A 23,075-nucleotide genomic window follows, 5' to 3' on the forward strand; every position below is an offset into this window, starting at 1 on the left:
CTAGATATTCCTTATTTCTGTTGTGATATCACTTTGCTTTCTTGACGCTCATCCAACCACCATTTGAAGCCATTATTAGCTAACAGGGATTCAGATGCTTCGGGTCCATAGGAACCAGACGAATATTCATGAAGTGGCAATCGGTTCTCCTCAAATGCATTCAGAATTGGCTGTACCCATTCCCAAGATAGTTCAACCTCTTTCCAATGAGCAAAAAAGGTAGAATCCCCGATTATCGCATCGTAAATCAGTCTCTCATAAGCTTCAGGTATGCCTAAACCATTGTGTTTCGAATCTTCACAAGAGAAATTAATTCTTACAGGTTTTATTTTCCCATTCAATGGATTCTTACTATTCAACTGCAGCGTAATATTTTCATTTGGGCTGATTTCAATGATGAATAGATTAGGCTCTACGTTTTGGTCATCTTCGTTATAAATCAGTTTTAAGGGATTTTTAAATTCGATGACAATTCGAGTAGATTTTTCCTTCATTCTTTTTCCTGTCCGTATATAGAACGGTACACCACTCCAAAATGGATTATCAATCCATAAACGGCCCGCCACAAAGGTATCGGTTTGAGAAGAAGGATTAACCCCCGGCTCCTCTCGGTAACCTGCCACTGACTTTCCATCCACTTCTCCAGTAGCATACTGTCCACGGACAATGTGCAAGTGAACATCTTCTTTACTGATTGGACGAAGGGCTTCCATTACCTTACGTTTCTCATTACGAATTTCGGCTGCATTGACTTTGTAAGGCAAATTCATCGCAGTCATCATAAGCATTTGCAGCATATGATTTTGTACCATGTCGCGAATTGCACCCGCTTGATCGTAGTAACCCGCTCGTTTTTCGACTCCAACCGTTTCACTGGCTGTAATTTGAACATTCGCAATATGTTCTTTATTCCAGATCGACTGTAGAACGGGGTTCGCAAATTCAAGCGCTTCTAGATTCTGCACCATTGGCTTTCCAAGGTAATGATCAATTCGAAAAATCTCTTCTTCTTCGAAGGCCCTGCTAAGTTTTTCATTAAGCTCCCTAGCAGACTGAAGGTCATGCCCAAATGGTTTTTCGATGATTAATCGTTTCCATCCCTTGGCTGCACCTAAACCGCTTTGTTTAATATTCAGCGCGATTGTATCGAAGAATTCTGGTGCAACCGACAGGTAGAACATGCGATTTTCCGCTAAATGCAATTCTTCTTCTCTTTCCTTAATCAATTTGAGCAGTTTTTGATAATCCTCTGTTTGATTGATATTTAATGTACTGAAACGAAAAGCCTTTAAAAAATCCCCCATTTGGCTTGCTTCATGCTCTAACCGACGGGAAAACTCTACGATCGATTCTTTTACTTTCTCTTGAAACTCCAAATGGGATAATTCCCCTCTGCCAAGTCCAATAATGGAGATGGATGCTGGCAGCTTTTGATCTATATATAAATTATAAAGAGCAGGATATATTTTTCTCTTTGCTAAATCACCCGTTGCTCCAAATAATACAAAAGTCAGTGATTCCATGTTTGTTTCTCCTCTTAATCGAAAAAATGATATTTTGTACTACTGATTTATTTTCCCTAATTCAAACCCAATTTATTTTCGCCTATTAATGTCAATTTCCTTATGTCGATTCAAGGTTATGACGATGTCGGCCATCCCAACAAATAATCCATTATCAACCACGCCAGGTATGAGATTCAGGTCCCTTTCTAAATCATCAGGATGGGTGATCTTTTGGAAGCTGCAGTCAAAAATATAATTCCCATTATCTGTTTGGTAGGGGCTTCCACTGGTTTGCCGCAGCGCTGGTGAACCGCCAAGAACTTCCAAATATTTTCGTGTCATTTCCATTCCGAAAGGTACTACTTCTACGGGAAGTGGGAAGGTTCCTAATGTATTGACCATTTTATGTGAGTCAGCCACGACAATAAAAGTGTCAGCTGCTTTAGCAATGATTTTCTCTCGTAATAGGGCTCCGCCGCCGCCTTTAATGAGCTCCAAGTCTGGATTTACTTCATCTGCCCCATCAATCGCCACATCAATACGGTCTATATCTTTAAACGATACCAATGGAATGCCTAATTTCCTTGCCAATGTCTCTGTCTGCAAGGAAGTCGGGACACCCTTTATGGAGAGACCCTGATGAACGAGTTCTCCTAGTTTCGTGATGGTATAAAAAACAGTTGATCCCGTCCCAAGTCCAATGACCATTCCATCTTTCACATAATCGGCCGCTTTTTCTCCGACAGCTTTTTTCTCATTCAAGGAAATTTTTCCCCTTTCATTCAGATCCTGAAGATATTATCAGACATGCCTACTTAATTTAACCTTTGTTTCTTAATTTGTTTCTTTGCGAACTGCAAAATTTGTTTTTCTGGTGTGCCCTTCTTTACCATTACATTTGTTAAATAATTTTTTCCTCTGTGATGAATCATTAAGGTAACTTCCACCATTTTTACACATCCCTAAAAGTTCATTTATAAAAGAAAACTTTCTTTTTATTAGGTAACAATAAGTAACCTGTATTAATTAACGTAACCATCATACTCCCACCCTTTTTTGCCGTCAAGAAAAATAACTCGATTTAGAGATATTCGATAATAAAAATAAGTATATAGTGCTTTCTGACTATTTTAAGCGACCAAGTTTATATTTATTAGATAAGGTAAAATTGGTTCAAGTATTATGGTTGATTTCACTTATCATTTGTTAACAACTGTTGCCCCCGTACCCCAGCAGGAGTCGAGCTCCTTCCGCTACAAACAACAACGTTTCAAAAATCAACAATAACCTTTGACACAGCCAATTTTTACAAAATTTGTCTAATGATTTCTCGACTAAGTTGTCTTGATAGGTACATATTAACATTAATGTATTTAAAGAAATGGCTTGGATAATCTCCATCAGGACCCTAATCGAGGAAACAAGCCTTTTAAGCATGATGAAACACCTTCCCAGACCGATCAAAGGCTGGAAAAAGGCGATAACTTGGAATTTAATAAAAGCAGGGGCGCAGATTAATGGAAAGGCCTTCGCCTTAAAACCTTAAGTGGAGGAAAACTATGGACACTCACGTAAAAACAGAATTATCCTTATTAAGCGAACTCCTATTATCTATTCTTTTAACAGCGACCTTTGGACTTTATTGTTTGAAAGCCAATGAGACCTTCCCGTGGCTTGCGTTTATTGGATTTACATTGGGACTTGCCCTTATCGTTGGATGCTGGGAAGAAAAAAAACATTCTTGGAGCCTATTTATTACTGGATTAATCTTCAGTGGTCTTGTCTGGTCACTTTTTTATAATTGGTCATCAATATTTTAAACTGGTTCTTTTTATAGTCATGGAGGTGAAATGAAATGAAAAAAATATGGGTTACGATGGGAGCCAATGTCATCCTTGCTGGATTGCTAGTATTTTTATTATTTTCTTACGAAGGACCTCAAAAACAGGCAACAAATGCCGCTCAAGATAAGGGTACTTCCTCTGCTGATAAGGCAGAACAGATTGTGAGCAACAATTGTGTTACCTGTCATGGTCAAAATCTTCAAGGCGGTGCAGGTCCAAATTTAACCAAAATTGGATCTAAGTATTCAAAAAATGAGATTGAGAATATCATTAACCACGGGAGAAATGCGATGCCTTCAGGGGTCATTTCGCCTGATCAAGCAAAGATTGTTTCAGAGTGGCTGTCTCAGAAAAAGTAATAAATTTAAAGCGGATTTGTAAATTTCTGCCTTTAAAGCTAATTTAAGCTAACATTCCTCCCGAAACATTAAGCGATGTTCCCGTGATCGCGTTTGCTCCTTCAGAAGCTAAAAACACCGCAGTAGCTCCTACTTCATAGGGTACAGTAATCGTTTGTTAAAATGATGCAAAGTAAAGATCACAAAGGTGATTCTTTGTGATCCTTTTGATACTCCCTAGGTATTAATGTGAGGCACCGACCTCATACTTGGGATAGTGCCTTCTTCCAACTAGTATCCTGTGGTTAACATTTCCTGCAAAATATGGTTTGCCTTCCCTCATGTTCGTCTTCTTCATAATACAGAACTTGCCAATCTCCGAACTCCTGTAACAACTCTTTAGGCTTCAGCTTGTACTGATCTGATACTCCCTTTTTCACCGTGTTGGGTACCTGATAATAGGTCTCCATGAAAAAGTATCCATCCGAACTAAGGATCTTTTTTATCATAGAAAAAATCCTGCGATCAAGGTAATAGGTGACAACAATGATGTCAAAGGATTGGTTGTCCCAGCTTTTTTGGTTCAATGAAGTAAGATCTGCTTGCCTAGCATTGATTGGCAGATTATATTTTGCAGCCTGGTCCTGTATAAAAGTAATCGCAACATCCGAAATATCCATGGCTTGTACTTTGTAACCCTTTCGGGAAAGAAACAAACTGTTTCCTCCAAGACCACAGGCAAAATCAAGGGCAATGCCCCCTTTTAGATATTCCGATAGCTTCATTAATCTAGGATTCGGTATAGGATCCTTGATTTGTTCCAGTCGTTCCCGATGTTTTTTATTCCATTTATGTTGATGATCCATCATCTTCCTCACCCTATCGGTCTTTATTCTTGCAGACTATTTTTAAATTGATCATAATCTGTTTTCACATAATGAAAGACAACCGCGTTGCCGCCTTGATCAGGGTGGGTGATCTTTAATAGTTTTTTATATCTTGTTAAAATTTCTTTTTCACTCGCGGTTTTTGATAGCCCTAATTTTTGGCGGAAATCCAGTCTTTGTCCTGGTGCTGTGGTCTGGGCCCTATCAGGAACTCTTTTTCCTTGTTTAGATAGTTTTTCTTTTAAATATAACAATTCACTGTTCAGCTCAATATTCTCTTTTAATACTTTTCTCATTTCCTTTTGTAATTCATTTTTCTCAAGCTCTAAGTTGAGGATTTCTTTTTGTAATTTGTTTCTTTGCTGAATAATCGTCTTAACTGACGTTTTATGGAGCTCCTCTAACTCTTTTATATGATCGTCCTGAACTTTTACTTTAGCTTTTAATTCCCGGATTAGTTTATCTTGCTCTGAAGGCGGCTTGATTAAATGCTTGGGATTTTTAACATTTGATATGTATTCGGTTAGTTGATTTCCGTTTCCTACTTTTTGAATTTTACCTTCATATAGCCAGCGCTGAACGACTTGAATGCCCATACTTGCAGCAACACCTGCATCATTTAAAAAGTTGATCGCTTGATCTGTATCTTGTAGTATATAGTTTGTTTGTTGAATTGCACTTTTAGCCTCGTATTTAATTTTACGCTCACGCAGCCAACGTCTTACCGTTTCAACACAAATATCGTCTGAAACTCCGGCCGCTTTTAAAAAGTCAAAAGCTTGATCTGTGTTCACCTTGTTCTCCTTTCCTCACTAAGTTAAAAAGTTGACTCAATCGTGCCTTCATTTTTTATATTATTTATCTTATCGGAGTTACTGATTAATGTGAATGGCTCAAAAAGACTATTAGTATATGCATATAAAACGTGTTTGAATCGAGAAATTCAGTTTGAAAATATACATCCTGTAAAAGGAATTATATAAGTTTACATAATTATATTATCGTTATATTATTCTTGTAATTGGTTTAATAAACAGAAGAAAAGCACCCAAAATGGATGCCTTCTTTCAATTTCGTATCTAGGCCCACCACAATTCCTTGGCCCCTTCTTTAATTACCATATCCTTTAAAAAAGTCACCGCCTTACTAAATCCTTCTTCAACACTCATAAGGCCATCCTCATGTTCAATACTAATGGCACCTTGATACCCAATCACTTGAAGAGCACTTATCATATCTCTCCATACATCTTCTCCATGACCATATCCCACTGTTCTAAATACCCAAGACCGATTAGCAATGTCCTTGTATGATTTTATGTCAAGGACACCATTAAGCTGGCAATTTTGATTATCAATCTTTGTATCTTTCGCATGGAAATGGACAATAGCATCACCTAAAACCTTAATACTAGCAACTGGATCCATTCCTTGCCAGAAATAGTGACTTGGATCAAAGTTGATGCCAATTCGGTCACCGCACTCATTTCGTAAGCGCAATGCTGTCTCAGTATTATAGACAACAAAGCCTGGGTGTGGCTCAATCGCCACTCGTACCTTATAATCTTCTAATAACTCGGCCTGTCTCTTCCAATACGGAATTACTTTATTTTCCCATTGCCACTGAACCACCTTAGAAAAGTCATCCGGCCAAGGATTTGTGATCCAAACAGGATACTGTGAATAATCTGATTCACCCGGACATCCCGCAAAGGTAACGACACTTTCCACACCCAAAATAGATGCAAGCTTCACTGTATCAACAAAAACGTCATGGTGCTCATCACTAATTTCCTTATTTGGATGGAGCGGATTTCCATGGCAGCTTAAGGCACTTATTTTGATTCCTCTAGATTCAAATGCCTGTTTAAATTGTTCCAGTTTAGTTCGGTCTGTTAGTAATTCATTAGGATTGCAATGGGCGTTTCCCACATAGCCTCCTGTAGCAATTTCAACAGTGTCCAGGCCACGTTCTTTAATGTAATCCAACATTTCGACTAAAGGCATATTTGAAAATAATACGGCGAATACACCTAGGTTCATAGTTCCACACTCCTCATTTCAATCATATCTTGAACATCAATTTCCTTATTTTGTTTAATAGATCGTAAAGCAGCTCCCACAACGGCGAAGCTTTGGATGTTATCAGAAAGATCCGTTATCGGAGTTCTTCCTTGTTTAATGGCTGAAACCATTTCGTAGAGGGAGTACTCCCGGTCCTCATATTCCATTGGCACTACTTCTAATGGTCTGGTTTGTCCATTTTCAAACGTTATGGTAGGGCAATTATCCATTAATTCAATGACACCATTTTCCCCTACCAGCTTAAAATCGCCATTCCATGGTGTTTCTTTCCCTCTCGTAACCCAACTGCCAAAATAGTTAATTAGGATCCCCTCAAAATCCATGACTATAGTAGCCGTACTATTGCCATTAAACCAACTCCAGGAAGGCTTCATACTTTTGGCAAAAACAGCAGAAGGATTGACATCTAGAAGATATCTCATTAAATCAAAGTGATGAATGCTCATATCCTCAATTAGAATCTCGGAATATTGATCTCTCCATCCCCCGAATTGGGTAGAACGGCGAAAGTTCCATTCAACGTATTCTACTTTTCCAATGACCTCTTCTTCTACTGCCTTTTTAACAGCTTGTATTTCCGGCCTCCAGCGATAATTTTGACTGATCATAATAAATTTCTTATAGATTTTTGATTTTTCCAGCAGCTCTTTTGCATCTTCAAAGGTTTGCGCGATTGGTTTCTCCATAAATACATGCAAGTCATAGGCTAACGCATCAAGGGCTAGCTTTTTATGTGTTTGGGGAGGAGTAATAATCACTGCAATGTCTGCCTTACTTTTTGCAAAGGCTTCTAAATGGTCAGTATAGTATTCAACGGAACGATTCTTAACAAACTTTTTCGCATTCTCAAGATTATCGGGATTAACATCAACTACTGCCACTACCTCTATTTCTTGAAAGTTTTCCAAAATTTCTAGCCAAGAGGTGCCAAATCCCCCTGTTCCAACTTGAATCGCCTTTAATTTACTCATTCTAGGCCTCCAATTTTAATTTATCTAAAATATGAAAACAGCAAAGTCTAAAAATTAATAAAAACCTACTCATTTCAAAATGAAACAAGTAGATTTTTTTCAAGTTAGTCCAACCAATATAAATAGTTTCAGAGAAGTTTCTGAAGTTTACCAAAAAATTTTATTTTTACTTAGCCTGTAATTCAAAAGGAACCGATTCAGGGCGACTACATGTACTTTCCATTAGATAGTGTCTACCATTATCAGAAGAATCATGGAAGCCATGCATCGCTTCTAAAACATGATACGCTAAATCGCCATTTGCTCGATAATTCCCGCCTTCGAGAATCGCTTTGGCCATATCAGCGACACCAAGTCCTCTACTGTTTTGGGCGTTCCCGTAAGCAAGAGGAACCTCTTTAAAATCATTTTCATCCCGTTTTCTTATTTTGACCGGACCACCGAACGTATTTGGATCAGGAACAAGTAAAGTGCCTTCACTTCCATATATTTCAATTGGAGGCAGGGATGTACCGCCAAATGCATCAAAGCTTGTTGTAATGTTTCCGATTACCCCCGATGCGAAATCAATCACACCTGAAATGTGCGTTGGGGTTGATACTTCAATTTTAGTACCTGCTTTTGGCTGGCTAAGCACCGTTCTTTCAGGATAACTAATCCGAACAGATCCAGAAATTCGTTTAATCGGTCCTAAAAGAGCCACCAATGCTGTTAAGTAATATGGTCCCATATCAAACATCGGTCCGCCGCCTGTATCATAATAGAAGGCAGGATCTGGATGCCAATGTTCGTGCCCGCGGCAAATCATAAAGGCAGACGCCCCAATCGGTTCACCGATTTCACCTTGTTCAATCAAGTGGATGGCGGTTTGAATACCAGCACCTAAGAAAGTGTCAGGTGCACTGCCAACAAGGAGATTTTTCTTTTTAGCTGTTTCTAAAATTTGTCTTCCTTCCTCGCGTGTAACAGCAAGTGGTTTTTCCGTATAAACATGCTTGCCTGCTTCGAGTGCCTGAATGCAGACAGCGGCATGTGCTTTTGGAATCGTTAAATTGATCACTAGTTCAATCGCTGGGTCAGAAAGCAGTTCTTCCACGGTGCAAGCTTTAGGAACACCAAACTTTTCAGCTTGGGATTGTGCACGCTCTACATCTAAATCCGCACAGGCAATCAGCTCAAGGTGAGGGAACTTCTGACAGTTTTCCAGATAAATAGAACTAATATTTCCACAGCCGATAATACCAATTTTTAATTTTTTCATATTAGGTCCTCCTAGTTTAGTATTCTCCAACACCAATCTTATTGACTGTCTCCCATGCCAGTATATGCACGCACATTTCCATAAATTGAATCTACATCTAATTCCTCAGCCCGTTTCTTTCCTTCCGCAGCCCATAGGAATCCGCGGCGCATAATCAACGAAACCTCAGGCATAGCAACAATGTTCGCCTGATGGCCTAATGAATTGTAGAACACATTTCCAAGGCCCCAGCGTTTTGTCCATACTACTGGCATATCAACTGCTTTATTAGCTGCATGTGGTCCGTGAAAAACCGGGAATCTGGTAGTAGCTAACACTTCCACAGCTGGATCGTAATGAAGATAATATTGCTCACTAGCGAGTTTAAAATCAGAGATCCCTTCTAATAATGGACTAGAGGAATGCTTGATGTTTACTGTATATTCCACACCATCATTACCAGGATGAGCGACCCAATTTCCTCCTGTCATAAATTGCCAGTCTACATTGTTACGGAAAGAGTCACACATTCCCCCGTGACAGCCAGCTAAACCAACACCTGCCGCAACTGCTTCAGAGATATTTAAGACATATTTTCTTTCAATTTGTCCCATCGTCCAGTGAGGAACAATTAAATCCAAGGACTTTAACTTCTCCTTGTCTGCATATGAGTCTAGTGAATTGGAAACCTCCACTTGGAAGTTTTCTTCTTCTAGGATTCCTTTAAATATTTCGGCTACCTGCTCTGGCTGATGGCCATCCCATCCGCCCCAAACGATTAATGCCTTTTTTTGCATGGCTCTTACACTCCTTTGATAAGTTAGTTTATACGTCAGATATTCGGATCCATTGGCGTTTTTCAATCGATAAATCAACAGCTGCTAAAACTTCCTGGCACTTTACACCATCACGGAAGTTTGGAACTGGCTGCCGATTTTCACGGAAGGACTCCATCAGTTCAACTACTTCATGAATAAACGTATGTTCGTAACCGATTGTGTGTCCTGGCGGCCACCAAGCTTCAGCGAACGCGTGCGATGGGTCAGTGGCTAAGACACGGCGGAAGCCTTGAACATCCTCTCGATCATCCACGAAATAAACCTGCAATTCATTCATCCGTTCAAAGTCAAAGATGACACTGCCTTTACTTCCATTGATTTCAAATGAATTAGTACAGCGGTGTCCTGCAGCAAATCGAGTAGCTTCAAAGCTTCCTAGCGCTCCGTTCGCAAAACGAGCCAAGAATAGGGTTGCATCATCAACTGATACTTCCCCTTTTTCACCACTATCACTGCCTTTTGCTGATAAGCCTGTCATTTGAGCTGGAATTGGTCTTTCTTTGATAAATGTTTCACTCATTCCAATCACTTCCGTCATGTCCCCAATAAGATAATGAGCCAAATCGATCAGATGGGCACCAAGATCTCCGTGAGAACCGGACCCTGCAACATCCTTCTGTAATCTCCAGGCTAATGGAAAGTTTGGATCGACGAGCCAATCCTGTAAAAAATGAGCGCGGAAATGATAGATTTCACCTAAATTCCCTTCGTCAAGAAGCTTTTTAGCGAGCATGACTGCAGGGGCAAAACGATAATTAAACCCAACCATATGCTTAACCCCAGCCGCCTCCACCACTTGAAGCATCTCTCTAGAGTCCTCCAATGTAAGCGCTAACGGTTTTTCGCAAAAAACATGTTTCCCCGCTTGTGCAGCGGCAATCGTTATTTCTTTATGTACATCACTTGGTGCATTGATATCGATTAAATCAATATCATCTCTGTCTAAGAGAGTTCTCCAGTCAGTGGTATATTCCTCCCAGCCGAATTGCTTAGCTGCAGTCGCCACACCTTCTGGGTCACGTCCACAAATCACCTTCATTTCAGGATGGACTATGTCTGGGAAAAAGAGTGGAAGATCCCGATATGCATGACTGTGTGCTTTACCCATAAATTTATAGCCGACCATTCCGACATTAATTTTTTCCATTTCCTATCTCCTTTTACTATTTAATGGTGATGTTATTAGCTAGAATTGTGAGGAGCCTTTTATGTTCCTTCCCAAACGGTTCCCAACTATAAGACTGGCAATAAGACTTTTTTATTTTTCTAACTATTTAAAAATGTATCACTCATTGGTTTGACACAACAAGAAAAAACTTATATAATCCTAGACAAAATTTAACTTTTTATAAAAAGGAAAATAATAAAATGCTAATCTATGAAGCGCAGCACTTTGATTTAATTAGACACTTTGAGACGACGGATTTGAACTTCCCCAGCCATCTCCACCGCTGTTTTGAATTAGTATTTGTCGTAGATGGAGAAATGGAAGTGATAATTAGCCAAAGATGTTTTCATTTAAAAACTGGACAATTTTTACTAATATTACCGTATGAAATTCACTCAGTAATTACGAATTCACAATCACGAGCTAAAATTTGTATTTTTTCACCTGATTATGTACCGACATTTCAAAAGATGATCGAAAAAAGCTCATTAGAAAACCCTGTTTTCAACCTATCATTAGAGGCAAAAACACTTATTTCAAATGTACTTTTTTCGGTCAATTCAAATCTTCTAGATCAAAAAGCAAGTCTCTATTTATTAGTTTCGGAGTTAATGAGACAAACCACCCTCATTAAAGCACAAAAAGAACCAGAGCTGCTCCATTCTATTTTAACTTATATCCAGGACCACTTTACGGAATCCATTTCTTTAAACAGTATGGCTAATACATTTGGTTATAGTTATCATTATTTATCGAAATATTTTAATGTAAACGTTGGAACTTCTTTTGTCGATTTTTTAAATGAAACGAGGATTAACTATGCTTGTTATTTGCTAAGTACAACGGAAAAAAATATGACCGAAATTGCTTATCTCTGTGGATATGAAAACATCCGTTCATTTAATCGGAATTTTGTAAAGATAAAGTTATGTACTCCAAAAGAATACAGAGATACGCAAATCTCCATGTTTTTTGACATGTGATTATACCCTGATACAATTATTAACATTTGTCCTTCTGCACCAAAAAAAAGCTGTCCTCAAAATATATTTTGGGGACAGCTTTTTTTGAAACGCGGGCAACTCTCCTTGAGCAACCGTATATTAAAAACTCCAATTGCTATTGGTTTAAGTTAATCGAATACTTTGCAAAACCTCCAGTAGAGGGACCCATTTTTTTATGTTTTGATATTGTCCTAGATATTTTTGGGCATTTGGTGATGAATCAAATACAAGGATGGCCGTGCCTTTAAATTTTGCTAGTGACCAATTTTGATCCGCAGTTGGATTAAGCGGCTTGTGTGCTTGTATATAGTTCGTGACAATTTGCCGATTTTCATCTGGTGCTTTTAACACAATCTCACCTTGACTAACCCCAGGGAAAGTGGAACTTGATGCACGATAATTATTCGTCGCCACAATAAACTTTTGATCATCTGCAACCGGCTTTCCTTGATATGTCAGATTGATGATCCGACTAGAACTGGAGTTTATCACATTCCCATTTCCATCATATTTAGCTGGCTTGGTCACATCAATTTGGTACTGTACTCCATCAATCACATCAAAATTATAGGATGGGAAATTTAGGTTAATTAATGGCAGTTCCCTACTGCTGGCGGGATTAATTTGATTGAATTGCCCGGCACTCATTTCCAGCCATTCTTTAAGCTGTGCACCAGTGATTAATTTTGCCTGAAGTGTATTCGGGTACAAGTACAAGTCAGCCACATTTTTAATGGCCAATGTTCCCGCAGGAATGTCCGTATAATAACTTGGCCCCCCTCGCCCTCCTGCCTTAAAAGGCGCTGCCGCTGAAAGAACCGGTATTCCTGCATACTTACTATAGGCCGGGTCTTTCAGTTTTTCTACCAAATAATCCGTTTGAGCATTATTAACAATCTGAACGGATGGATCATCCTGAACGAGTGCAAAATAGCTAATTATTGGAGCGGTCGTTTCCCCGACAGGTTGATTTACATATTTAATCGTGGCCTCATGCTCTGGCTTGATGGCAGTCATTAATTGCTCGTCCGTTTGGACAACAGAATTTCCACTTGCATCCACAATCGGCCGCAATGAAGCTTTACTATCAATTACCTTCCACTTTCCGCGCTGTCTTTGTAATTGTAGATCAATGACGCCAAGATGGCTGCCGAAAGCCCCAGCCATTACAACCGGCTTCCCGTTAATGGTACCTTTCTCCAGATTAGTGTTTGGTAAATCCTTATAAAGAGGGCCCGGGAAGGTGTTATGCTGATGCCCTGTGAATACGGCATCAATGTCCTTTATTTGTGTGACATAATAACCTGCATTCTCCATGCCAGGCTGATACGGTTCACCACTAATTCCGGTATGGGCCAGGGCCACAATCACATCTGCTCCCTCTTTCTTCATTAATGTAACGTATTTCTTTGCCGACTCTACAATCGATCTAGTTTCCACTTTCCCTTCTAAATTTCCCTTATCCCATTCCATAATTTGCGGCGACACTAAGCCTATCACTCCTACCTTGAGTGTGTGCTTTTTCCCAGCGTTATCGAACACAGTTTTCTTTAAAATCACATACGGTTTAAAATATGGCTGATCGGTTCCGGCCTTGAATACATTGGCGTTGACCACAGGCATTTTCGCGTCATTGAATGTTCCGTTTAAAAAATCTAATCCGTAATTAAACTCATGATTTCCAACTGTGGCGGCATCGTATCCCAACTGATTAAAGAACCTGTAAACAGGATGTACCTCACCAGGTTTTAACCCCTTTTTCGCCATATAATCTCCCAAAGGATTCCCTTGAATTTCATCTCCATTATCAAACAGCATTGAATTTTTCACTTCATTTCGTGCCTGTTTGATAAGAGTTGCGGTTTTTACCAAACCAACCTTATCGTCCTGTTTCGTCTGATAATAATCATAGTTCGCCAAAAACATATGTACATCAGTCGTTTCAAGCAAGCGTAATTGAACCGTACTATCCAGCTTTTGAGCAATTGCTTGTAAAGGAAAAAACTGTCCAGCTATCACAACCAAGACTACTGCAAAGAATACAAGCTGTTTTACCAATTGGAAATTTCCTCCCTTTTCTAAAAATCCTGCAAATGAAATTAGTATTCGTAACCATAATAAGGAATATAAGTTCCATTAGAAAAATTACTAAGTTTTTGGAATCTTGAAAGATTGAAAGAGGCACCACACATTTATTAAGTGTGATGCCTAACCTTTAGTGTTTTTAAAATGCATGCCTGGAAGCCAATCTTTGGATTACTTCTGGCAATAATCGGTGCTCCTGTTCTTGAATCTTTTTTATTAATGTTCCCCTTGTTTCATCCGGATCGATTGTGACTGCTCGTTGGTCGATAATTGGTCCTGTATCCATTCCTTCGTCGACATAATGGACCGTGACTCCAGTAACCTTTACCCCATAATCAAGCGCTTGACCAATGGCATCTTTTCCTGGGAAAGCTGGTAATAGAGAAGGATGAACATTAATGATTTTTCCATCATAAGCCTGGAGTAAAACAGGCCCCAACAGTCTCATATACCCAGCCAATACGATAAAATCAACTTCCCTTTTTGTTAACTCGTTTAGAATCTCTTCTTCATATACTTGTTTATTTGGATAGTCTTCAGCATTAAAAGTGAACACAGGGATCCGTTCATCCCTGGCTTTCTGGACTGCAAGGGCTTTTGGGCGATCACTGACTAGTAAAACCACTTCAACATTCATGATTTTTTTCGATTGGATGGATTCTAGAATCGCAGCAAAATTAGAACCCGTACCAGAAGCAAAAACGGCGATCTTCATACTTACTCCTTTTTGATAACGACATCATTAGTACCGCTTTGCACAGTACCAATTTCGTACACCGTTTCACCTAACGTTTGTAAGTGCTCTATAATGGCCTTGGTGTCTTTAGCATCTACCACTAAAATCATGCCAATTCCCATATTAAAGGTTCGGAACATATCATAATCGGATATATTGCCTCTATCTTGGATAAAGGAGAAAATTTTCGGGACCTTCCATGACCCATGATTAATAACAGCCTGCATGCCTTTGGAAAGAATTCGTGGAATGTTATCATAGAAGCCTCCGCCTGTCACATGCACGAGACCAGAGACATGAAATTCCCTTATAGTTGAAAGGACCGATTTCACATAAATTTTGGTTGGCTCAAGCAGCACTCTTCCCAATTCAGATTCTAATTCATCAACATAGTCACTTAATGAGAGTTTAGCATCCTCTAATAGAACCTTTCGGACAAGTGAAAAGCCGTTGCTATGTATTCCACTCGAAGCTAAACCAATAAGAACCTGACCAGCTTTTACTTTGGTTCCATCAATAAGATGTTTTTGATCCACCATGCCTACTGTAAAGCCGGCGATGTCATATTCCTCGTCCTGGTACATACCTGGCATCTCAGCAGTCTCGCCGCCGATTAGCGCACACCCAGCCTGCACACATCCATCTGCAATCCCTTTTACGATGGCTTCAATTTTTTCCGGTACGATCTGACCGCAGGCAAGATAGTCTAGAAAAAAAAGAGGCTCGGCCCCTTGGACGATTACATCATTTACACACATAGCAACGGCATCCATTCCAATGGTATCGTGTTTGTCCATGGCAAAGGCAATCTTCAATTTAGTCCCTACTCCATCGGTACCTGAAACAAAAACAGGTTCTTCTATCCCTGTTAGATCTGGTTTAAATAAAGCCCCAAACCCTCCTAGTCCCGTTAATACCTCTTTACGGAAGGTTTTTTTTACGTGTTTTTTCATTCTTTCAACCGCTTCATTTCCCGCATCAATATTGACTCCAGCTTGACGGTACGCGTCGCTCATCTGTTTCACTCCTTTACGGTAAACTTGCAGAGATTTCCTGCATGTTAAACTTTTTTAGTAATCCGGAACGCATTATATCAGGAATAGTATTCCGCCATGCTGCATCCAATGAAACAACAGGTTGTGAGATCACGTTATTTCCATTATGAGAGATAGAAACTTCTTTGCCCTTCACTTTCCCGATTTCTTTTATCGGAACCTCTTGCTGTTTAGCCATTTCTTTTATCTTCTCAGCGTGTTCCTCCGATACGGAAACGATAATTCGAGATTGAGTTTCACTAAAGAGACTTAGGTCCGTACGCAATTCATCAGTTAAATGAATTTTTGCTCCCAACCTCCCGCCAATACAACTTTCAGCTATTGCAACTGCTAAACCGCCTTCTGCCGTATCATGAGCAGATTTTACGATTCCTCCTTGAATGATCTTAAGGGTAAAGGCTTGAATCTTCTTTTCCAAATCAAGGTTTATCTGCGGCGGACGGCCTTCGATCTTGCCTGTCATCATTTTTTGGTATTCCGATCCGCCTATTTCTGGTTTGGTTTCCCCAATTAAAAAGATTACATCGCCTTCATTTTTAAACTCCTGTGTTGTAATGTGAGCGATATCTTTCATGAGCCCAACCATGCCAATCGTTGGGGTTGGAAAAATGGCTTCTCCTTTTGTCTCGTTATAGAGGCTTACGTTTCCACCAATAACCGGCGTATTGAGTTGTCGGCAAGCTTCACTAATGCCATCTGCCGCCTTTTCAAACTGCCAGAAGATTTCTGGTTTTTCTGGACTCCCAAAATTTAAGTTATCTGTAATCGCTAAAGGTTCCGCCCCGGAACAAACCACATTACGGGCCGCTTCAGCTACCGCGATTGCTCCTCCGACAAACGGATCAAGATACACATACCTGCCGTTGCAATCCGTCGTCATCGCCAATGCTTTCCGTGTTCCACGAATCGCAACAACAGCAGCATCCGATCCTGGTATGACGGCCGTATTTGTTCTCACCATATAATCATACTGTTGATATACCCACTCTTTACTGGCAATCGTAGTCGAGGCAAGCAGCTGCTGTAAGACAGAATTATAATCGCTTGGCTCTTCAATGGCTGTAGCTGCGTCTAACGATGAAAATGGTTCATAATAAGGAGCCTCCTTAGAGGGCTTACAATAAACCGGCGCATCTTCTGCCAGTTTGTCTGCCGGGATTTCCGCAACGACCTCTCCCTTATGGAGTAATCGAAGATGATTATCATCTGTCACTCGGCCGATGACAGCAGAGTGAAGTCCCCATTTGTCAAAAATCATTTTAACTTCCTCTTCTTTTCCACTTTTGGCGACCACCAGCATTCTTTCTTGGGATTCTGACAACATCATTTCATAGGCACTCATACCTTTTTCACGTTGTGGAACGAGGTCAAGGTTTAATTCAATTCCATTTCCCGCTTTACTGGCCATTTCAGAACTGGAACTGGTTAATCCTGCAGCCCCCATATCTTGTATTCCTACTACATGACCTGAGGAAATCAATTCAAGAGTCGCTTCCAGCAGCAATTTTTCCATAAACGGATCGCCTACTTGAACAGCTGGACGTTTTGCTTCTGAATTTTCACTCAGCTCCTCGGATGCGAAGGTTGCTCCATGTATACCATCTCTTCCGGTTGCAGCTCCAACATAAATAACCGGGTTATTAATCCCTTTAGCGACACCTTTTTGAATTTCATCATGATTGATTAAACCCACACACATGGCATTGACTAGAGGATTACCTTCATATGAAGAATCAAAATAAATCTCCCCTCCAACCGTAGGAATGCCCATACAGTTACCATATCCTGCGATACCAGCGACCACATTTTCAAAAATATATTTCGTTTTTGGGTTATCAAGTTCGCCAAAACGGAGTGAGTTTAATAAGGCAATCGGACGTGCACCCATTGAAAAAACATCACGAATAATCCCGCCAACTCCCGTTGCAGCACCTTGATAAGGCTCAATGGCTGATGGATGATTGTGGCTTTCAATTTTAAACACGACCGCTTGGTTATCACCAATATCAACAATTCCAGCCCCTTCTCCAGGACCTTGCAAGACATGCGGGCCTGAAGTGGGAAAACGCTTTAAGACCACCTTCGAATTTTTATAGCTGCAATGCTCGGACCACATGACACTAAATATTCCCGTTTCCGTATAATTAGGTTTTCGCCCGAGAATCTCGATCACTTTATCAAACTCTTCGTCCGTTAATCCCATTTCCCGATAGACCTTTAGCTGGGCGATTTGCTCGGGAGTTGGTTCTTTATGCTGTACCATGTTGTTGCCTCCAGTAACTTAAAATAGATGAAAACATCCGTTTTCCGTCATCTGTTCCGAGCCACTTGTGAACAGCACGTTCTGGATGAGGCATTAATCCTAAAACATTTCCCCTCTCGTTGATCACTCCTGCAATCTCAGAAATAGAACCATTTGGATTGGTCCCTTTATATCTGAAAACAATTTGATTGTTCTTCTTTAATTGTTCCAATGTCTCTTGGTCACAATAATAATTTCCATCCCCATGGGCAATGGGAATTCGAATCATTTCACCTTCCTGATATTCTAGGGTGAACGGGGTTTGGTTGTTTTCTACTTTTAAATCAATAGTGTCACAATGAAATTTCAAACGTTGATTTCTTCTTAAAGCGCCTGGCAATAACCCTGCTTCGGTTAGTATTTGAAATCCATTACAAACACCAAGGATCAATTTTCCCTCTTCCGCTGCTATTTTCACCTGCTCCATGACGGGTGACAGACTCGCAACAGCACCTGGCCGCAAATAATCCCCATAGGAGAATCCTCCTGGGACAAGAATTGCATCATATTTCGATAGGTCTGTTTCTAGATGCCATACATATTCGACCGATTGTTCAATCGTATCTAAAACTGCTTTATACATATCAATATCGCAGTTTGAACCAGGAAAAACCAGTACAGCAAAGTTCAACTTAATTCCCCCTATCCTTCCATCTTATTAAGGTCGAACCTAAAGTCTTCAATCACGGTATTGGATAATAGCTTCTCACACATATCCCGCACACGTTCTTCTGCCGCTTTTTGATCATCACTATTTATTTCAAGCTCCATGTATTTCCCTATGCGTACATCTCCCACCTCTTCATATCCAAGTGAATGCAGTGATTCCTGAACGGCATTCCCCTGTGGATCTAAAACACTTTCTCTCAGCGTTACGTATACAGTTGCTTTAAACATTGACACTACCCTCGATTCTCCTTAATATTTCTTGATATGCTTCTTCGACGCTGCCTAAATCCCGTCTAAACCGATCTTTATCTAGCTTTTTCATTGTGTCGGCATCCCAAAATCGGCAAGTATCCGGGGAGATTTCATCCGCTAAAATGATGTTCCCAGCTGGGGTTTTACCAAACTCTAATTTAAAATCCACCAAGATAATATTTTTGGTCTGTAGGAATTCCTTTAGGATTTCATTGATTTTTAGAGCTTGTTTTCGAATTTCAACTAATTCCTGTTCTGCAGCAAGCCCAAGAATGTCAATATGATCATTGTTAATCATCGGGTCTCCTAGCTCATCATTTTTGTAGTAAAATTCCACAATCGTCTTCGGGAGTTCCTTTCCTTCGTCCCATCCAAGCCTTTTTGCCAACGATCCTGCCGCGATGTTTCGAACAACCACCTCAATGGGGATAATCTCGACTTGTTGAACGATTTGTTCCGTTGCTGAAATTTTTTTAATAAAATGATTGTCTACCCCTTTTTCTTTCAGCAAACTAAGGAAAATAGAACTAATCTCGTTATTTAGCGTTCCCTTTCCTGCTATTTGTGCTTTTTTCTCCCCATTAAAGGCAGTCGCATCATCTTTATATTCAATCCAGTACTTTTCTGGTTCAGATGTTTTGAATACTCTTTTCGCTTTTCCTTCATAAAGCTGATCTAGTTTTTCCATTATGGGTTACTCCTTCATTCACCTGTCTAGTAATTTTAAAAAAGAAAATTCTAATATGACCTATGTGGATTCTTTAGGTCCAAATATTAAGATCCTTTATTTGCTGGTCCACTTGTCCGATTGATGAACCTAAAAAATTGATATGGCCCATTTTTCTATTTTCTACACTTTCCTTCTTACCGTATAAATGGAGCTTGGCTGTTGGAGGAAGCTGATTGATTTTAGTAAGCACTTCCCTTATATGTTGACCTAAAATATTCACCATAATATTCGGGCTTAAGAGGGTAGTATCTCCTAAAGGCAGTCCACATATGGCCCGTATATGCTGTTCGAATTGCGATGTTATACAAGCATCCATTGAATAATGTCCAGAATTATGAGGTCTTGGTGCTAACTCATTCACGATGATTTCACCATCATTGGTAAGAAACATTTCTATAGCAATTAAGCCGATTACTTGTAATGAATCTGCCACTTTTAATGAGATTTTTTCCGCTTTCTCTTGTTGCTCAGCAGTGATTCTTGCAGGAACGATAGACTGATGCAGGATATTATTAACATGTATATTTTCAGCAATTGGAAAAGTCTTTGTCTGGCCTTGTAGATTTCGGGCAACAATGACCGATAATTCTTTCGTAAAGGGAATAAACTTTTCAATAATCATGTCTTTCCCCGCATTTTTCCAAGTCTCAATCGCATTTGGGATATCATCCGTGCCTTTTATTATCCATTGCCCTTTTCCATCGTACCCCCCGGTAGCTGTTTTCAGTATGGAGGGAAAACCAAAACAATCAACGGCTTTATGTATATCATTTTCAGATCTTATGACCAAGAAAGGAGCAACAGGCACATTATAGGACTGCAACGTTGATTTTTCACGGATCCTGTTTTGTGTTATTCGTAATAGTTCACTTCCTTGTGGGACAAAGGATGTATTTTCTAACAAGGAAGCTACATTAGAATCGATGTTTTCAAATTCGTACGTAATAACATCAGAGGAATCGGCCAATTCCTTGGCACCCTTGAGATCAGAAAAGGAACTTATTATTTGTTGATCTGCGGCTTGCCCACATGGAGAGTCCGGTGTCGGATCCAAGGTAATAAAGCGATATCCCATGTTTCTCCCGGCAATCGAAATCATCCTTCCTAATTGCCCTCCGCCTAGGATGCCAATGGTTGAACCGGGTTTAATAACTTTCACAGCGTTTTCCCCTTTCAAAGAACAAAAATTCTTGTGTGTTTTTAATCTTTTAATGATTTTAGATTATCCTGATTCACCCTCCTTTAATTAGAAAACTTTTAAGACTTGAGCAGCCAAAACAAGCGAACTAGGAAATGAATAAAAAAGGATAGAAATTTCCCCTTTGCCAAAAATAAGAGAATGAAATTATGGGAGGAAGACAAATGGATTCAGGAATGCAGGAGAAATGCGGGGTATTTGGAGTTTTTAATCATCCTAAAGCGTCCGATTTAACTTATTACGGACTTCATGCCCTTCAACACCGCGGTCAGGAAAGTGCAGGAATCGTGGCTAGTGATGGGAAGTCATTTAGGCATCACAGAGGAATGGGGTTAGTTACGCAAGTATTTTCACGCGAGATCCTTGATGGATTAAGTGGAAATATGGCCATTGGTCATGTACGATATTCCACTTCCGGTGCTAGTTTACTGCAAAATGCACAGCCCCTTGTCTTTAAATATAGTGAGGGTGATTTGGCCGTGGCCCATAACGGGAACCTGGTGAATGCTAATATCGAACGGAAGGTTCTTCAGCAACAGGGTGCCATCTTTCAGACAACAACTGATACGGAAATTATCGCTCACCTTATTGCCCGTTCCAGTAAAAAATATTTTGAAAAAGCTGGACCTGAAGTGCTTAAGCGGATTGATGGTTCATTTGCTTTGCTTATCATGACAGATAAACAAATGCTTGTTGCCCTGGATCGACATGGGTTACGCCCTCTAAGCCTAGGAAAAATTGGTGAATCCATTATCGCCGCTTCCGAAACCTGTGCTTTAGAGGCGGTTGATGCCAAGTTTTGGAGGGATGTCGAGCCAGGAGAATGGCTTCTTATTGATGAAAAGGGTATTCAAACAGGCCGTTTTGCCGAAAAAGGCGATATTTCCCTTTGTTCCTTTGAATTTGTTTATTTTGCTCGTCCAGATAGTGTCATTCATGGAAGAAGTGTTTTATCCATCCGGAAAGAATTAGGCCAAATCCTTGCAAAAGAACATCCAACCCAAGCAGATTTGGTTGTGGCTGTTCCGGAATCAAGTGTCCCTGCAGCCATGGGTTATGCCCAACAATCGGGTATTCCCTATGAAATGGGTATCATCAAAAACCCCTACGCAGGCCGTTCTTTTATTGAACCGACCCAGGAATTGCGGGACCTGGCCGTTCGTCTAAAATTAAGTGCCGTCAGGGAAATTCTCGAGGATAAGCGAGTTGTGCTTGTAGATGATTCGATTGTTCGTGGAACAACTAGTAAGCGTATTGTTCAATTGATTCGTCAAGCAGGTGCCAAGGAGGTCCATGTACGAATAAGTTCCCCTATGGTCAAAAATCCTTGTTTTTATGGAGTGGATATGCCAACGAAAGAGGAACTTTTTGCTAATAAGCATGAGCATGAACGTGCGATGGGAAAAGTGATTGGTGCAGATTCATTAGCCTTTTTAAGTACTGAAGGGTTATTAGAGGCTGTAGATGTAGATTTAGCTGACACAAGCAGCCGCTGTATCGCCTGTTTTAGTGGGGCTTATCCTACTAAATTGTATTTGAAGTAATACACTAACGGACACTTTGATTAAATCAAGCTGCATTTGACAGGGAATCACACCCAGGGTGCATTCCCTTTATTATACATGTATGATAATTGACTTCCCGATTGTTTTGATAACAAAAAATCCGAAATCCTTGCAAAAAGCAAGACTTCGGATTTACTCTATTGTTATGAGACCGCTCAAAAACGATTTAGAAAAAAATACAAAATAATAGTTTTCGGAATCTAACTATAAGAACATACTCATATTCATCGTCGTAATAACAGTCTGATCAGGAAAAATGGTCCGTGAAACAATTTTAAATTCATTATTAACCTTCCGAATAATATCATTTCTCTCACCAAACAATTCTTCAATTATATGTGTAGAACCTCTGCTCCTTTTATATAAGAAATAACTAGTGACCTTAAATTTATTGGGATCCTCAGTCGGTTCAACCACAATGTTTGAAATAAAATGTCGTTGCCGTGTTGCCGGATTTTCCACCCAAGCTGATTTTGTATACAACCGATTGACCCGTGTAGTAAGCGAAAGCTTTGTTTCTTCATAAAAGGACGAATCACTCGCAATATCATCAACTCCAACACCTTCTACCGATTCTCTTAGTGGCATACGATATTCTATTTC

Annotated in this window: 24 protein-coding genes; 4 read left to right on the forward strand and 20 right to left on the reverse strand. The window is 39.9% G+C overall.

The features are described from left to right. Positions 1-11 precede the first annotated feature (11 nt). The 3 genes from zwf to V7266_RS09820 all read right to left on the reverse strand — a co-directional run bounded on the left by zwf (position 12) and on the right by V7266_RS09820 (position 2,455). Complete coding sequence (gene zwf / locus V7266_RS09810) at positions 12-1,523, reverse strand: glucose-6-phosphate dehydrogenase (protein ID WP_335467709.1); 1,512 nt, start codon at positions 1,521-1,523, stop codon at positions 12-14. Positions 1,524-1,595: 72 nt separating this feature from the next. Beyond that, the gene (gene rpiA, locus V7266_RS09815; RefSeq protein ID WP_335467710.1) at positions 1,596-2,267 is read right to left on the reverse strand and encodes a ribose-5-phosphate isomerase RpiA; all 672 of its coding nucleotides are present in this window, start codon (positions 2,265-2,267) and stop codon (positions 1,596-1,598) included. A 53-nt stretch (positions 2,268-2,320) separates the two neighbouring features. Continuing rightward, positions 2,321-2,455 carry a BA3454 family stress response protein gene (locus V7266_RS09820; RefSeq protein ID WP_335467711.1) on the reverse strand — a complete coding sequence of 45 codons (135 nt, stop codon included), beginning with the start codon at positions 2,453-2,455 and terminating at the stop codon, positions 2,321-2,323. Between the two features lie 609 nt (positions 2,456-3,064). Here V7266_RS09820 and V7266_RS09825 point away from each other — a divergent pair. Both V7266_RS09825 and V7266_RS09830 read left to right on the forward strand, forming a co-directional pair. Further along, positions 3,065-3,325, forward strand: coding sequence for a hypothetical protein (locus V7266_RS09825; protein ID WP_335467712.1), 261 nt, complete (start codon positions 3,065-3,067; stop codon positions 3,323-3,325). Between the two features lie 35 nt (positions 3,326-3,360). Next, positions 3,361-3,708 (forward strand): c-type cytochrome, encoded by a 348-nt coding sequence (locus V7266_RS09830; RefSeq protein WP_335467713.1) that lies wholly within the window; start codon positions 3,361-3,363, stop codon positions 3,706-3,708. Between the two features lie 43 nt (positions 3,709-3,751). Here the strand turns inward: V7266_RS09830 and V7266_RS09835 are convergent, their stop codons facing one another. The 8 genes from V7266_RS09835 to V7266_RS09870 form a co-directional block, all read right to left on the reverse strand. Beyond that, positions 3,752-3,859 carry an SDR family oxidoreductase gene (locus V7266_RS09835; RefSeq protein WP_335467731.1) on the reverse strand — a complete coding sequence of 36 codons (108 nt, stop codon included), beginning with the start codon at positions 3,857-3,859 and terminating at the stop codon, positions 3,752-3,754. Positions 3,860-3,992: 133 nt separating this feature from the next. Continuing rightward, positions 3,993-4,556, reverse strand: a complete 564-nt coding sequence (locus V7266_RS09840; protein ID WP_335467714.1) for a methyltransferase domain-containing protein — start codon at positions 4,554-4,556, stop codon at positions 3,993-3,995. Positions 4,557-4,576: 20 nt separating this feature from the next. Next, positions 4,577-5,368 carry a hypothetical protein gene (locus V7266_RS09845; RefSeq protein ID WP_335467715.1) on the reverse strand — a complete coding sequence of 264 codons (792 nt, stop codon included), beginning with the start codon at positions 5,366-5,368 and terminating at the stop codon, positions 4,577-4,579. A 285-nt stretch (positions 5,369-5,653) separates the two neighbouring features. Continuing rightward, positions 5,654-6,616 carry a sugar phosphate isomerase/epimerase family protein gene (locus V7266_RS09850; protein WP_335467716.1) on the reverse strand — a complete coding sequence of 321 codons (963 nt, stop codon included), beginning with the start codon at positions 6,614-6,616 and terminating at the stop codon, positions 5,654-5,656. Beyond that, on the reverse strand, positions 6,613-7,629 hold the full coding sequence (locus tag V7266_RS09855; protein ID WP_335467717.1) for a Gfo/Idh/MocA family protein: 1,017 nt from the start codon (positions 7,627-7,629) through the stop codon (positions 6,613-6,615). The genes V7266_RS09850 and V7266_RS09855 overlap by 4 nt, the downstream gene beginning before the upstream one ends. Positions 7,630-7,795: 166 nt before the next feature. Continuing rightward, positions 7,796-8,890: a Gfo/Idh/MocA family protein gene (locus tag V7266_RS09860; protein ID WP_335467718.1), complete on the reverse strand. Its 1,095-nt coding sequence runs from the start codon at positions 8,888-8,890 to the stop codon at positions 7,796-7,798. 38 nt (positions 8,891-8,928) lie between these two features. After that, the gene (locus V7266_RS09865; protein WP_335467719.1) at positions 8,929-9,666 is read right to left on the reverse strand and encodes a ThuA domain-containing protein; all 738 of its coding nucleotides are present in this window, start codon (positions 9,664-9,666) and stop codon (positions 8,929-8,931) included. Positions 9,667-9,694: 28 nt separating this feature from the next. Then, complete coding sequence (locus V7266_RS09870) at positions 9,695-10,855, reverse strand: Gfo/Idh/MocA family protein (protein WP_335467720.1); 1,161 nt, start codon at positions 10,853-10,855, stop codon at positions 9,695-9,697. 221 nt (positions 10,856-11,076) lie between these two features. On the opposite strand from V7266_RS09870, the gene V7266_RS09875 reads away from it, so the two are divergent. Then, a complete protein-coding gene (locus tag V7266_RS09875; RefSeq protein WP_335467721.1) occupies positions 11,077-11,859 on the forward strand; it encodes a helix-turn-helix domain-containing protein in 783 nt (260 codons plus the stop codon). A 144-nt stretch (positions 11,860-12,003) separates the two neighbouring features. Here the strand turns inward: V7266_RS09875 and V7266_RS09880 are convergent, their stop codons facing one another. The 8 genes from V7266_RS09880 to purK form a co-directional block, all read right to left on the reverse strand. Further along, entirely contained in the window at positions 12,004-13,938 is a 1,935-nt protein-coding gene (locus tag V7266_RS09880) for a bifunctional 2',3'-cyclic-nucleotide 2'-phosphodiesterase/3'-nucleotidase (RefSeq protein WP_335467722.1), read from the reverse strand. 166 nt (positions 13,939-14,104) lie between these two features. Beyond that, positions 14,105-14,680: a phosphoribosylglycinamide formyltransferase gene (purN, locus tag V7266_RS09885; RefSeq protein ID WP_335467723.1), complete on the reverse strand. Its 576-nt coding sequence runs from the start codon at positions 14,678-14,680 to the stop codon at positions 14,105-14,107. A 2-nt stretch (positions 14,681-14,682) separates the two neighbouring features. After that, complete coding sequence (gene purM / locus V7266_RS09890) at positions 14,683-15,717, reverse strand: phosphoribosylformylglycinamidine cyclo-ligase (RefSeq protein ID WP_335467724.1); 1,035 nt, start codon at positions 15,715-15,717, stop codon at positions 14,683-14,685. A 13-nt stretch (positions 15,718-15,730) separates the two neighbouring features. Further along, positions 15,731-18,019, reverse strand: a complete 2,289-nt coding sequence (purL, locus tag V7266_RS09895; RefSeq protein ID WP_335467725.1) for a phosphoribosylformylglycinamidine synthase subunit PurL — start codon at positions 18,017-18,019, stop codon at positions 15,731-15,733. Next, a complete protein-coding gene (gene purQ / locus V7266_RS09900; protein ID WP_335467726.1) occupies positions 18,006-18,689 on the reverse strand; it encodes a phosphoribosylformylglycinamidine synthase subunit PurQ in 684 nt (227 codons plus the stop codon). Before purQ ends, purL begins: the two co-directional genes overlap by 14 nt. Before the next feature lie 11 nt (positions 18,690-18,700). Continuing rightward, positions 18,701-18,955, reverse strand: a complete 255-nt coding sequence (purS, locus tag V7266_RS09905) for a phosphoribosylformylglycinamidine synthase subunit PurS (protein WP_335467732.1) — start codon at positions 18,953-18,955, stop codon at positions 18,701-18,703. Next, complete coding sequence (purC, locus tag V7266_RS09910; protein ID WP_335467727.1) at positions 18,948-19,667, reverse strand: phosphoribosylaminoimidazolesuccinocarboxamide synthase; 720 nt, start codon at positions 19,665-19,667, stop codon at positions 18,948-18,950. Before purC ends, purS begins: the two co-directional genes overlap by 8 nt. Positions 19,668-19,740: 73 nt before the next feature. Further along, positions 19,741-20,868 carry a 5-(carboxyamino)imidazole ribonucleotide synthase gene (purK, locus tag V7266_RS09915; RefSeq protein ID WP_335467728.1) on the reverse strand — a complete coding sequence of 376 codons (1,128 nt, stop codon included), beginning with the start codon at positions 20,866-20,868 and terminating at the stop codon, positions 19,741-19,743. 203 nt (positions 20,869-21,071) lie between these two features. Here purK and purF point away from each other — a divergent pair, with 203 nt between their 5' ends. Next, complete coding sequence (purF, locus tag V7266_RS09920; RefSeq protein ID WP_335467729.1) at positions 21,072-22,451, forward strand: amidophosphoribosyltransferase; 1,380 nt, start codon at positions 21,072-21,074, stop codon at positions 22,449-22,451. A 225-nt stretch (positions 22,452-22,676) separates the two neighbouring features. Here purF and V7266_RS09925 read toward each other — a convergent pair. Continuing rightward, positions 22,677-23,075 (reverse strand): aromatic-ring-hydroxylating dioxygenase subunit beta (locus V7266_RS09925; RefSeq protein WP_335467730.1); only part of this gene is annotated, 399 nt, incomplete at its 5' end.

The sequence above is a fragment of the Neobacillus drentensis genome (assembly GCF_036965645.1).
Lineage (GTDB): Bacteria > Bacillota > Bacilli > Bacillales > Cytobacillaceae > Neobacillus > Neobacillus drentensis_D.